Consider the following 13,892-nt stretch of genomic DNA (forward strand, 5'->3'; position numbering starts at 1 on the left):
CCTTTCCAAATACTTCTTTTGCATATAACTAGATAGTAGCATAGATGAAAGAAAAAATAATACCAGGAATTCATGACTGTTTTACAGATAAAATCAGATATTACTGTGATTTTCTTTAAGATCCCTAATTGACGAGGTATCATTGTGCGTTTTTTTACAGTAAAAAACCCCCTATCCTGCATTTCTACAAGTATAGGGGGATCCTTCTATTGATATCGTTAAGAAAAAATACCGGTAATTCCATTCCAAATTGTTTTAAACACATTCACAATTCTCTGCCAAACTCCTATGTCCACAGAAGCTGGTTCAATGTCCACTGCATTATCATTGATATCATCTTCTGTGATTTCCTGTGTCCGCAATATAATCTGAATACTGGAAGGCGTTGGGTTCTTATCCGAAGTAAATGAAACAAGCGCCTCCTCTGCATTCATTTCAAGTACATTGGTGTCATCTCCGATTTTATCCAGCTGATCCTTTAAACTATTTCTTAAACTTTCATTGGCATCCTTTAATTTGCCAGTAGTATTGGAAGTCTCAGCTGTTTTCGCCAATATGTCAATCAGTCCATTTAGTGTATCTTTGGTTCCATTCTCCACTGCACCCCGATTGGTTTTAATCGTATTTTGTACAGTTCGAAACAAAGATACAACCTGATTGGTTGAGGAACTAATTTGTTCCACAGATGCCGCTGTATCATTAAGCATCAGATCAAACGCCGCTTTGTTGTCATTTTTAGTCTTATTTAAATTAACAAGATCACCAATCGTCGTATCAATGTTGTTGGAGATAGATGCCAGATCATTGGAAATGGATCTTCCGTTTTTCAGTCCGCCTTCTACATCAATTCCGGAAATCGTTTGTCGTACACCTGAAAGAATACTCCGCATGGATTTTAAAATTTTACTTAGTTCCTGAGCTGTTTTAATTAAGGCAGCGGAATTGCTTCCATCCATACCGTCTGAGGCAATTTCACCCAACTGAGTTCTTAATTTGCTGACCGCATCTTTCCCAAGTGCAAACTCCAAATCATCAAGCACTTCATTGATATCTCCCATCAGCTGCCCCATCTTTTGTGCCTGTTCTTCTAAATCTTCCTGACTCAATGACTCTCCACCTTTAGTGACAGAGGACAGTTTATCAATTGTCCCTTCAATGCCTTGTAACTGGCCTTCAATGTCTGCGATATCATCTTTTATGTCAGCTGCTTCGGAGTTGTCAATCTCTGATTGCAAATCACGAATCGAATCTTTTAGATCCCTTAAGGAATCCGATAAATGGTAAAAATCTTCTCCAGAATCCTGTAGTGTTTCCACCAAACCATTCACCTTACCATTGATTTCATCAAGCCCCTGTTTGTTGGCATTGATATCCGGTGCAAGAAGGCTGATCTTCTGGTTTGCCGCCTCTAGGCCATCAATGCTTGCATCTGCATTGGCTATGATATCATCCTTAGAAGCATCAAAGTTTTCTCTGGCCCCCTGTAGCTGCTTCAGCCCTTTTTTAGCAACATTCATTCCATCATTTAAGTTATGTAGCGTATCCAACATCTCGTTCATACCGTCTAGAATTTGGTCCGTAGAATCCCGGAATGTATCTCTAGCTTCCTTGATATCTGCAATTTCATTGATCTGGTCCAAAGTTCCAGGAACCATCATCATCACAATACCAGTGGACTCAAAATCATGGGAGCTGATCTCAATATGAAACGTTTTTTCCTCACCAGGAACTGCTGCAAACAGAACTACTTTGTACGTTCCTACCGACTGGGTCTGAGATCCCGGTGCTTCTACAGAATTGACATTTTCCATATCCACCATGGAAATTACTTGTAGCATCATATTATTCCGATAATAAGAATTTGCTTTTTCATTCGGAATACAATGAACATCCATCTCCACCAGTCCGTCTGCATGCAGAAGATCCTTTGCTTTACTAGGCACTCCATTTAACTTATAAGATACGTCAAAATCCCATGGAAGCACCACTTCTTTGTTATTTAACTGACATTCATAATAGAAACGATCTTTGGCATCTTCTGGCAATTGCCACGTAACACCATTTTCTTTGACCTCAGGCTTTGCATAATTTGACATATTGGTAACATCGGTATAAGTTCCGTAATCCGTAAACTTTTGAATTCCATTTAACGTAACCCCTTTTACAATGCTTGAATTGACTTCTTTTCCATAATAATCTAAATTAACATACAAAGCTTCATCCGTAGAAACGGAAGGTGGACCTGCAAATACAATTCCCACCGTGTTAACACTAAGCATTGAGGTAATAACGATTGCTGAAATAAAACGATATGTTGTGTTTTTATTTATCTTCATTGTCCATCCCTTCTTTCTTCACTTGTTTCTCTTTGTCTTTCTTCTGAAGCTCCATCTTTACTGATTTTTTTAGCTGTTTCTGAATCGAGTTTCTGATTCCTTTTTCTTTCGTTTCCTGAAGGAAGGCAAGAAACTTAATCTTTTGCCGAGATTCCCACATAAGAATGGGATCAGCCAAGGTAAGAAGCACTGGAAGGAGAAACAGTACCATTAATACACTAATCAGTGCACCACGACCAATCAAATGCCCCAGTCCCGCTATGGCAGACACGGATGATACAAAGTAAAGTCCATATCCAACAATCGTAAGTATTGTTCCTGATGTGAGAATCGAAAGTGCACTTTTTGAAACCGTGTGCATAACGGCTCTGGATTTTTCTGGATATTCTTTCTTTATTTCCATATAATTGTTGGTCATTAATATGGAATAATCCACCGTAGCACCAAGCTGTAAGCAACTAACAATGATATAACCAAGATATAAAATACTCTCCCCTGTGAAATAAGGAATCGCCATATTAAAGAATACTGCCACTTCTATGGGGATCAACACCACAATAGGAATTATTAAAGATTGGAAAGAAAGCATGACCACAAGTCCAACCCCTAAAATTGAGAGAACATTAACAAAATTATAATCCTCAGTAATAATTGATTTTATATTCTGAGTGGAAGGAATTACACCCGTAACGTATGCCTCCTCAGGATAATAACCATTCACGATCCCTCTGATTTCATCCGAGCACTGAAATGCGAAATCACTTTCATCCGATGATTTAACGTAAATCATAATACGGCTGTAATCCTCCGTATGCATTAAACTAGTGAGACTTTTGGGCAGGATCTTTTCCGGAATTCCCTCCGGCAATTTACCAGCCAATGAAGTTGCTGAACGTACATAATTTAAATCGGTCAAATCATCCGTCAGTTTTTTTTCTGATACCATATTGGTATTTGGAACAACCGCAAGTATCAGATTACTTTTTCCAAACCTGCTATTTATCTGCTGCTCATCCCTATATACCTTGGTACCAGGGCTGGAACCTAACGCTCCGTTTCCAAATGTAAACGCATTCATATTCTGAGCAACATAAGCTGGTATCATAAGTAAAAGAACAAATGCCAAAACCACGTAACGAACTTTATGTACCATTCTGCCCAGTCTGTAAAAGGATGGCATAAAGGATTTATGTTCTGTCTTCTTAATCCGATCTCCCCAGCGAAGAAGCAACGATGGCATAAGAAGTAGAACTGTTAACAAACTGATGACAATTCCTTTTGCTAAGACAAAGCCCAAATCCTTTCCAATGGAGAAACGCATCAGCATAAGAGCTAAAAATCCGATGACCGTAGTTGCGCCGCTTGCAAGTATAGATGGCAATGACTTACGAAGGGCACGAACCATTGCTGCCTTTGGATCATCTCCCTTCTCTCGTTCCTTGGTAAATGTATCAAGAAGGAATACCGAATAATCCATCGCCACCGCAAGCTGTAGAATGGCCGCCACACTAAATGTTATAAAAGATATGGTGCCAATAAACAAATTCGTTCCCATATTAATGATAATCGCTATTCCCATGATCATCAAAAACAGAACCGGTTCAAACCAAGAAGTCGTTGTTAGGCACAATATCAGCGCAATCATAACCACACCCATCGCCATAGCAATACTGATTTCTCTGGTCAGTGTCTCATTTAAAGACTTATTCTGAACGGCAGATCCTGTAAAAAATCCTTTTCCCCCAGTCAGTTTCTGCATGTCATGGATTGCAGATTTTGTAAGGCTGCTCGAATCTCCTTCTTTAAATATAATATCCATTACTGCATAACCATCTTTGTAATAATCTTCGATATCCTTATAATTAATAAATATATCCGCTTTATAAACATCTGTTGTGGTATCTGCCCACATAACCATGTCCACGCCATCAATATCAGCAAACCTGTCTTTGAATGCCTTTGCCTCGTAAAGAGTAACTGGCCCAACCATGACCCGTGCCGTTCCAGGATATCCAAACTCCTCTTCCATCACGTTTAACCCCTGCTTCGCTGGAGCCCAGTCTGGTAGGTATTCGCTTAGATCATAATTTACCTGGACGAAGCATGTGCATATCGCAGAAATAATGACAACAACCGCAAATATTTTTTCAATCCATCTGCCTTTTTCGACAATCAGATCAATCACATCGTGATGCGGTCTTTTTTTTATCTTTTCTTTTGTATTCACTGTCCTCACCCTTTTTTAGTCTTTTCTATCATTTCAGTCCTACCTTAATACGATTTTACTATTTTGTAATTATACAAATCTTCTCAGTTGAATGATTTTTCGACAAAAGTCGAAATATGTCTAATAAATATTGCCTTTTTTTAAAACCTTGACTATAATGAAACTAGTATCATACCAATCATTTCTATTTACAATCTATCCCATATCTATATGATGTGACTCGTTTACTACGATTTACATATAACAAATCTAAGGAGGTATACCATGGTATACGAACAATTTCTAAAATCAGTTCAAAATTCGTTAAAGGAACGGCTTGAGCCTGATTACAATGTCACCATTCAGACTGTAACAAAAAATAATGGGTTGACCTATGATGGAATTTCCATCAAAAAAAAAGAAGAACCTCTGGTTCCTTTTGTCTATTTAAACTCCTACTATCATTCTTTTTTAAGCGGAACTCCTTTGGAAACAATCACTCATAACTTATTGACCTTGCTGCAAAATAACGACCTTCCAAAAATCCCTTCAGCAGAAGTTTTTCTAGAACCCGAACGAATTACAGACACCATCATCTATCGTCTAATTAATGAAACAGCAAATCGAAAGCGCCTAGAAGACCTTCCTCATATTTCGATCCCAAATCTGGATTTATCACTTATTTTTTATTTATCTATAACAGAAACTTCTGATCATCTATTTACCGCTTTAATCCACAAACGCCATCAAAAGATGTGGAACTTATCCACAGATGATCTATATCAGATGGCCAAGTCTAACACACCACGTCTCTTCCCTGCAAGAATCACTTCACTTCCCGAGATGATTCGTGACATCACAAAAAGATCCCCAGATCTAAAAATAGTTGAGAAAGATATTGATGATATATTCGACAGCACGTCATTGTATCCACCCATGTATGTCTTAACCAATGACGTTGGTACCAATGGATCTGTCTGTATGTTTTATGAAGGTATACTAAAAGACTTCGCATCTCACCTTGGCAAGGACTTAATTATATTGCCCTCTAGCATCCACGAAGTCCTTATAATCCCAGCCGATAAAAAAATATCCTACCATGAACTGGCTGAAACAGTACATTCCATTAATCAAGAAGAAGTTCCAAACGAAGACCGCCTGTCCAATCACATCTATCTCTATTCCCTATCTAAGGATCAGTTAACCCTTGCATTTACTTCTTCTGTATCAATCGAAACAACGAATCCATAATAAATATTGCCATGGCAATGGCTCCTGAAATCTGTAATGTTTCCACAAGGTAATGGCTGGAGAGATCCGTATTGTTCTGGATCATATAGGAAACACACCGATAGATGGATGCACCTGGAACGGAAGGGAGGATTCCTGCTACCAAAAAAACAGTTACCGGAACCTTAAAGATCCGAGCAGATAAATGGCTGGATAGTGCGACAAAAAGACTAGAAATAAAAGCCGCAGTGGTGACAGAACCGACTGCGGCTACCACCAATAGATAGGATAACCAGCCAACTGCTCCGATCCCCCCTGCTAAAAGAAGATGCTTTTTAGGAAGTTCCAAAATCAAAGAAAAGCTTATCACTGCAAGAAATGCACCAATCGTCTGTAGAATCATATCAGCCTTCCTCCTATTCCCCACTGGAACAATCCCATCGCTGCACCTACCCCCACAGCAATTGATAGTGCGATTACAACAGCTTCCAAAACTCGAGCCGCCCCAGATGCATAATCCCCATTAAGTATATCCCGAATCGCAGTTGTAAAAATTACACCTGGCACCAAAGGCATAATTGCACCGATGATTATCATATCAGAATTAATCCCTGGAATTACCCACTTACCCACTAGCAAAGTGATAAAAGCAAGTAAAAACGCACAAAAACCATTGGCACAAAAATCATTCAACCGGATTTTCGCAGACACCTCCATGGCTCCTGCTAAAACGGCACCTGTCACAGCAGCGGCCAGACAATCTTTTGCACTTCCCCCCAACAAAAGAGTAAAAAATACAGCGACTCCCATAACGCCGATATCTTTTACTCTTCTATGATATTGCACAATGTTTTTTATTTCTTTCAGCTTTCCATATGCCTCTTCAACTGTAATCAGTTCCTCACAAAATTTTCTGGATATATCATTAACCAGATAAATCCGATTTAAATTAGTTGACCGAATGGTAACTCTTCTTGCTACCGTTATTGCTTCGATCGTAGAATCATTGAGAGAGGCAAAAATACCTGTGGAAAAAACAATCGCCTCTGCTGTTTCACGACCTGCTTTGCGTAATATATGGTCAATGGTATTTTCCACACGAAAAATTTCGGCACCACTTATCAACATAATCTCTCCTGCAAGTACTGCAGTTTCCACAAGCAATTTATCATTCATATTCTTACCCTCTATGTTTTATCCAAATAAACTACCGATCTGATAGACCAGCACAGCAGCTGACCATGCCATAAAAAGCTGAAACAACACCATAAAGAATGTCAATTTGGCAGAATCTGTTTCTCTTTTAATCGTAACAACTGCTGCGATGCAAGGAGAATAGAGCAAACAAAATATCATTAAAGCATACGCATTCACTCCTCCAAAGCCAACATTGCCAAGGGATTGGAAAAGATCTCCCATACCTGCTGCGGAGTTGATATTGCCGATGCCAAACAAAACAGCAAAGCTGGAAATTACCACTTCCTTGGCAGAAAGCCCTGAAATCAACGCCACTGCGATTCTCCAGTCTCCAAGACCTGCGGGTCTTAATAAAGGCACCAGAAAACGACCTATGGTAGCTGCAAAACTCTGAGACACCTCTGTCACGAATCCGGACGGACCACTATTTAACAAAAACCAAAGAACAAAGGAAGCAAGAAATATCGTAGTTCCTGCCTTGCCTAAGTAATCCTTTACCTTATCCCATACATAAATTGTCACGGTTCTTGCATTGGGCGTTTTATACTCTGGGAGTTCAATCAAAAGAGTATCCTCTTCCCCCTCTTTTCCCATATGGTGAGTCACATGGGCTACCGCAATTGCAACCAGCAAACCAATCAAATACAAAGAATACGCCACCAAAAGAGCATGTTTTCTAAAAAACATTTGAGAAAACAAAACATAGATCGGCAGTCGTGCCGAACAAGACATAAACGGCGTAACTAAAATAGTCCTCAACCGGTCTTTTTTGCTCGGCAGAGCCCTTGTTGCCATCACTGCAGGAACCGTACACCCAAATCCCAACAGCATAGGTAGAAACGCTTTCCCGGATAATCCTACCCGTCCCATAATTTCATTCATCACATAAGCAACTCTTGCCATGTATCCGCTATCTTCTAAGAATGCCAAAGCTAGGAAAAGGATAAAAATATTAGGAAGAAATGTCAATATCCCTCCGACCCCTGCTATAATCCCATCGACTACCAGAGAAATAATCCAATGGGCTGCACCGATCTGTCCCATGAAATCTCGAACAAAAGAAGAAAGCAGATCCAGAGATCCTTCAAAATACCCTTTCAAAAAATCCCCTACTGTAAATGTGAAAAAGAAAACCAGTGCCATAATTCCCAGAAATATAGGAACCCCAAAGATGGGGTGTGTAAAAAAACGATCAAAAAAATCGGTGGTCGCAGACTTTTGATCCTTATTAACCAGACATTCTTCTATAATTTCCTCGATATATTCGTATTTCTGATTGTTAATTTCTTTTTCATAGTTATGATCAATGATTGAACTTAAATCCACTGGGTGGTCATCGAACACAGCTTCATCATATTCCATAAATTTAATTGCATGCCAACGCAGATTATCAAGTTTTCCGTACTGTGCTTTCAAGACAGTTTCAATCTTAGAAAGCTTATTCTCTATATTCGGCGTATATTGGATTACCACTCCCTGAGGGCCTTCCTCATAATGATGAACCACTGCATGTAATAGAACATCAAGACCCGTTCTCTTTCTCGCGGACACTGGGACCACGGGAATGGAACCAAGCATTTCAGGAAGACGGTGAAGATCGATCTCCATCCCTCTGTCTTCCACTATATCCATCATGTTAAGAGCCAGGATCACCGGCTTTTTCAACTCAAGCAGCTGAAGCGTCAAATAAAGGTTCCGCTCAAGAGAGGAAGCGTCCACCACATTGACTATTACATCCACTTCCCCATCTTCCAGACATCTTCTAGTAACAATTTCTTCTATTGTATAAGAGGTCAGACTATAGATTCCGGGTGTATCGATCACCTTAATCGGCCTTCCTTTATACGTTGCCATACCCTCTATTCGTTCCACCGTAACTCCAGGCCAATTGGCTACCTTAAGTTTTGCACCGGTAAACGCATTAAACAGCGTGGTTTTACCACAATTTGGGTTACCCACAAACCCTACCCGTATCAACTTATTCTCATCTCCCATGACTGACAGCCTCCTTAATCTCAATTCCTTCTGAGATTTTTCTCCCTAAAGCCAGTCTTGTTCCTCTCACTTTAATGATTACGGTTCCACTTCCCTTTTTATTCATCAGGGTTATGGGGGTCATCTCATTCACACCCAACGCTTCCAGCCTTCTCCCTATGACGTCTTTTACCATAATGCTGGAAACAAGATAGGTTTTATCAATCTGTCCTTCATAAAGCTTCATAATTATCTCCTCTGGATGCACCTGTTTTATAATTCAGTTTGTCAGATTCTATCTCGAACCAGACCGCATCCATAGAAATTTTACACTTGATGAGAATCATTGTCAACATGAACCGGCAATCCTCACCAAACAGTTTTAATCTTTTAGCTCCTGCAGCATCTTCTTTATGAGAACCATACGATCACGAAGCAAAGCCGCCTCTTCAAAATTAAGCTCTGCTGCTGCCTGATGCATCCTCTTTGTAAGCTCTTTGGAAAGTTTTTCCAGTTCCTTGGCATCCATAGATTCCGGATCCTTTTTAAAGTCCTTCTCTTTTTTTATGACTGACTTAGATATGGCAATCAGATCTCGAACAGCTTTTTTAATGGTGGTGGGAGTAATCCCATGATCTTCGTTATATTTCATCTGGATTTCTCTTCTTCGGTTGGTTTCCCCTATAGCCACTTTCATGGAGTCCGTTATTTTATCTGCATACATAATAACATGTCCATCCGAGTTTCTTGCCGCCCTGCCTACCGTCTGAATCAATGACGTCTCGGAACGCAAAAAACCTTCTTTGTCTGCATCTAATATGGCAACCAACGTGATTTCAGGTATATCAAGTCCTTCCCGCAATAGATTGATTCCCACTAATACATCAAAGACATCCAACCGCATATCCCGGATTATTTCAGATCGTTCCAGTGTGTCAATATCCGAGTGAAGATACTTAATCCGGATTCCCACATCCCTCATATAATCCGTAAGATCCTCTGCCATACGCTTCGTCAAAGTTGTGATTAAAACTTTGTTCTTCTTTTCAATTTCCTTATTCACTTCAGATACGAGGTCATCAATCTGTCCTTTTACCGGTCGCACATCAATCACAGGGTCTAAAAGGCCCGTGGGACGAATGATCTGTTCCACCCGAAGCAGTTCATGCTCTGCCTCATAAACAGATGGAGTTGCCGAAACAAACATCATCTGATTGATCTTTGTCTCAAACTCTCCAAAATTAAGAGGACGGTTATCTAAAGCCGACGGTAGTCGAAAGCCAAAATTCACCAAAGTAGTCTTCCTCGACCGGTCTCCGGCAAACATTCCCCTTATCTGTGGCAGGGTAATATGGGATTCATCTACTATAATCAAAAAATCTTCCGGAAAATAATCAATTAAAGTATAGGAAGGTTCTCCCGGTTTGCTGCCGGTTAAATGCCTAGAGTAATTTTCAATTCCAGAACAAAATCCTGTTTCCTTCATCATCTCCACATCAAAATTAGTCCGTTCTGCTATTCTCTGGGCTTCTAATAACTTATCCTCACTTTTAAAATGTTCCACCTGATCCTTTAATTCTGTTAAAATCGTTTCAGTCGCCAATTCCATCTTGTCCTTAGATACTACATAGTGGGAAGCAGGGAAAATCGCCACATGACCAAGTTCTGATCTGATTTCTCCCGTCAGAGTATCGATTTCAGTGATCCGGTCCACCTCATCTCCGAAAAATTCAATCCGATAAGCCTCACTTCCAGAGTATGACGGGAATATCTCAACTACATCTCCCCTGACACGAAAGGTTCCCCGCTTAAAATCCATGTCATTCCGGCTATACTGGATATCAATCAACTTATGAATCACATCATCACGATCTTTTTCCATCCCAGGTCTTAAGGAAATCACCATTTCCTGATAATCAATCGGACTTCCAAGACCATATATACAGGAAACAGAGGCAACAATGATTACATCTTCCCGTTCTGAAAGTGCAGCCGTAGCCGAATGGCGCAGCTTGTCTATCTCATCATTGATTGCCGAATCTTTTTCAATGTAAGTGTCTGTAGAAGGAACATAGGCTTCCGGCTGATAATAATCGTAATAAGATACAAAATATTCCACCGCATTTTCGGGAAAAAACTCTTTAAATTCACTATAAAGCTGAGCCGCCAGAGTTTTATTGTGTGCGATAATAAGGGTTGGTTTTTGAACTTTCTGTATGACGTTTGCCATGGTAAACGTCTTTCCGGAACCGGTCACTCCAAGTAATGTCTGGAACTGATTCCCTTCTTCAAACCCTTGAACAAGCTGCTCTATGGCTTTTGGCTGGTCACCAGTGGGTTTGTATTCTGATTGCAGTTTAAACTCCATGATTTTCACCTCCAAGATCTGTTTTGACTGATTATAACACAGGGCTAGAAAATTGTATAGCCCAAACAGAACATCTGTTCATCTAAAAAAAGAGAAATAAATTGTAATTTGTCCTTTTTTGTTATATCATACTTCTTATACAAACTTACAGTAGGAGGATATGATATGTATAGCTTTCAAAATGACTACAGCGAAGGGGCACATCCGAAAATACTGGATGCTATGATAAAATCAAACTTAGTTCAAAATACAGGCTATGGTATGGATGACCACTGCAGTCATGCCAGGGAACTAATTCAAGAAGAGATTCACCGCTATGATGTGGATATTCATTTTATTGTAGGCGGTACGCAAACGAACTTAATTACCATCGGTACCGCACTTCGTCCATGGCAAGCTGTTATCTGCACGGACAAAGGGCATATTAATGTCCATGAAACAGGCGCCATAGAAGCAACGGGTCATAAGGTACTGGCTATGCCTTGCAAAGATGGGAAACTTTCTCCAGCAGAGATTCAAAAAGCTATGGATTTACACACAGATGAACATATGGTACAGCCAAAAATGGTTTATATTTCAAATTCTACTGAAATAGGAACTCAATATACCAAATCAGAACTGGAGGCCATTCATCATTTTTGCCGTCAGAATGATTTATATCTGTTCCTTGACGGTGCTCGTATTGCTTCTGCACTTACAAGCCCTGAGAATGATCTGACCCTGCAAGATATTGCCAGACTAACAGATGTTTTTTACATCGGAGGAACAAAGGCTGGTGCATTGTTTGGAGAGGCTCTTATTATCTGTCACCCAGAACTAAAACCAAACTTTCGATTTATGGTAAAACAGCGCGGTGCTCTGCTTGCCAAAGGCTGGCTCCTTGGTATCCAGTTTGAAGAACTGTTTACCGATCAGTTGTTCTACGATCTGGCTGCCCACGCCAATGAGATGGCGATAATCCTAAAAAAAGGAATTGAAGAATGTGGTTATTCCTTTGCCTACCACTCGAATACCAATCAGCTATTTCCAGTATTTTCAGACGATATAATCGCTAAATTGGAAAAAGAATTTCTTTTTTCCATACAGGAACGTATGGATGACAGCCATTGTGCAATCCGTCTGGTAACATCCTGGGCTACCAAAGAAGCGTCCTGCCGCGAGTTTATAAAAGTACTTCACTCCTGCTAAAACAGAATGAAAGATTACATTTAAGATAAAAAGCCCTCCCGCCGTCAAGACCATGACTGCGGAGGGCTTATATTTTTACATTTTAATGCTGTAATGTTTTTATCGCTTCTTTCAACTGATTATCTTCATCATGTTCAATTTTGATTTTACTTTCCAGTGATTCGTCTAATTCAACCTTAACATCTGGTTCCAATCCTTTTCCATGAAGATCAAATCCACTTGGCGTATAATAATGAGCAATTGTAAGCTTAATGGCAGTTCCTTTATCTAATGGAAATGATGTTTGGACAATACCTTTTCCAAACGTCTTCGTTCCAACTAACTTTGCTTTTCCATACGCTTTTAATGCCCCGGAAAAAACTTCGGATGCGCTGGCTGATTGCCCGTTTACCAGGATTGCCATCGGTAGATCCACTTCATGCCTATCCGAAGTATAATACTGTTCCCCATTTCCATTTTTATCTGCCATATAGACCAAAAGTGTTTTGTTCTTTTTGGTACGAACAAGATTAGGATCTCCTTTTATAGAAAGATTGTCAGGGAGAATGTAATCTAGCATAGACACGACAGAATCTACCAGACCACCAGGATTATTTCTAAGATCAACGATCATTTTTTTCATTCCCTGCTTTTCTAAATCATCAATTGCACCTTTAAACTGGTCTGGAGTCACCGTATCAAACTGGCTTACCGCAATGTAACCCACATGATCTGCCAGCATCTCATATTCTACCGTAGGAACCGTGATCTGTCTTCGTTCCATTGTCATATCAATATATTTCCGAGTATCCTTCCTTAAAACGGTTAAGGTAACAGGTGTTCCCTCTTCTCCTTTGATATGGTCCTTTATTACTAGTTCTACGTCCATACCGGATACTTCCTTATCGCCCACTTTATAGAGCACATCGCCAGGTAACATTCCTGCCTCCGCTCCTGGAGTTCCTCCAAAAACTTTCGTAACTGTGATGAGTCCAGTCTTTACATTCTGGCTCACCATTACTCCGATTCCGCAATATTCTCCAGAAGTATCTTCCATAAGTTTCTGATATTCCTCAGCCGTATAATACACAGTATAGGGATCCCCTAGTCCATAAAGCATTCCTTTATAAATCCCGTCTTCTACCTTTGTCTTATCTTCGTCAAAAAGGTAATACTTATCAATTACACTTTGTATGGTCTGAATCTTAGCATTGATACGATCCATGTTAAGATTGCGTTCCTGATTATCCGCATGAATGGATTCAGCGGTCTGCCCCTTTCCATCCATTGCGGCTCTTCCAATCAAAAAGATCCCCAAAGACATTCCCACAATTACAAGGCCAGCCAAAGCTGTCAGCAATGCCCCGACTAGAGCACCTTTCCAAAATTTATTCTTACTATCCACTGTTATTCT

At 40.0% G+C, this 13,892-nt stretch carries 11 protein-coding genes; 2 read left to right on the forward strand and 9 right to left on the reverse strand.

The window, feature by feature from the left end:
* Window positions 1–218: 218 nt before the first annotated feature.
* Window positions 219–2,336 carry a hypothetical protein gene (locus EFT72_RS06185; protein ID WP_124066040.1) on the reverse strand — a complete coding sequence of 706 codons (2,118 nt, stop codon included), beginning with the start codon at window positions 2,334–2,336 and terminating at the stop codon, window positions 219–221.
* On the reverse strand, window positions 2,323–4,563 hold the full coding sequence (locus tag EFT72_RS06190) for an efflux RND transporter permease subunit (protein WP_243109959.1): 2,241 nt from the start codon (window positions 4,561–4,563) through the stop codon (window positions 2,323–2,325). The genes EFT72_RS06185 and EFT72_RS06190 overlap by 14 nt, the downstream gene beginning before the upstream one ends.
* A 264-nt stretch (window positions 4,564–4,827) precedes the next feature.
* Between EFT72_RS06190 and EFT72_RS06195 the strand changes: the two genes are divergently transcribed.
* The gene (locus tag EFT72_RS06195; RefSeq protein WP_124066042.1) at window positions 4,828–5,793 is read left to right on the forward strand and encodes a DUF5688 family protein; all 966 of its coding nucleotides are present in this window, start codon (window positions 4,828–4,830) and stop codon (window positions 5,791–5,793) included.
* Here EFT72_RS06195 and EFT72_RS06200 read toward each other — a convergent pair.
* From EFT72_RS06200 to uvrB, 6 genes are read right to left on the reverse strand one after another with little or no spacing between them, the layout of a single operon-like run.
* Window positions 5,756–6,175 (reverse strand): threonine/serine exporter family protein, encoded by a 420-nt coding sequence (locus EFT72_RS06200; protein ID WP_124066043.1) that lies wholly within the window; start codon window positions 6,173–6,175, stop codon window positions 5,756–5,758. The two genes, EFT72_RS06195 and EFT72_RS06200, sit on opposite strands and share 38 nt — an antisense overlap.
* Window positions 6,172–6,948 carry a threonine/serine exporter family protein gene (locus tag EFT72_RS06205; RefSeq protein ID WP_124066044.1) on the reverse strand — a complete coding sequence of 259 codons (777 nt, stop codon included), beginning with the start codon at window positions 6,946–6,948 and terminating at the stop codon, window positions 6,172–6,174. Before EFT72_RS06205 ends, EFT72_RS06200 begins: the two co-directional genes overlap by 4 nt.
* Window positions 6,949–6,966: 18 nt before the next feature.
* Entirely contained in the window at window positions 6,967–8,964 is a 1,998-nt protein-coding gene (gene feoB, locus EFT72_RS06210) for a ferrous iron transport protein B (protein ID WP_124066045.1), read from the reverse strand.
* Window positions 8,954–9,190 carry a FeoA domain-containing protein gene (locus tag EFT72_RS06215; RefSeq protein WP_124066046.1) on the reverse strand — a complete coding sequence of 79 codons (237 nt, stop codon included), beginning with the start codon at window positions 9,188–9,190 and terminating at the stop codon, window positions 8,954–8,956. The genes feoB and EFT72_RS06215 overlap by 11 nt, the downstream gene beginning before the upstream one ends.
* The gene (locus tag EFT72_RS19775; RefSeq protein WP_279221979.1) at window positions 9,177–9,299 is read right to left on the reverse strand and encodes a hypothetical protein; all 123 of its coding nucleotides are present in this window, start codon (window positions 9,297–9,299) and stop codon (window positions 9,177–9,179) included. The genes EFT72_RS06215 and EFT72_RS19775 overlap by 14 nt, the downstream gene beginning before the upstream one ends.
* A gap of 26 nt (window positions 9,300–9,325) precedes the next feature.
* Complete coding sequence (gene uvrB, locus EFT72_RS06220; protein WP_347561850.1) at window positions 9,326–11,314, reverse strand: excinuclease ABC subunit UvrB; 1,989 nt, start codon at window positions 11,312–11,314, stop codon at window positions 9,326–9,328.
* A gap of 162 nt (window positions 11,315–11,476) precedes the next feature.
* On the opposite strand from uvrB, the gene EFT72_RS06225 reads away from it, so the two are divergent.
* Window positions 11,477–12,499, forward strand: a complete 1,023-nt coding sequence (locus EFT72_RS06225) for a beta-eliminating lyase-related protein (RefSeq protein ID WP_124066048.1) — start codon at window positions 11,477–11,479, stop codon at window positions 12,497–12,499.
* Between the two features lie 82 nt (window positions 12,500–12,581).
* Here EFT72_RS06225 and EFT72_RS06230 read toward each other — a convergent pair whose 3' ends face one another.
* The gene (locus tag EFT72_RS06230) at window positions 12,582–13,883 is read right to left on the reverse strand and encodes a S41 family peptidase (RefSeq protein ID WP_124066049.1); all 1,302 of its coding nucleotides are present in this window, start codon (window positions 13,881–13,883) and stop codon (window positions 12,582–12,584) included.
* Between the last annotated feature and the right edge of the window lie 9 nt (window positions 13,884–13,892).

The organism is Clostridium sp. E02, from assembly GCF_003833015.1.
Classification (GTDB): domain Bacteria; phylum Bacillota; class Clostridia; order Lachnospirales; family Lachnospiraceae; genus Lacrimispora.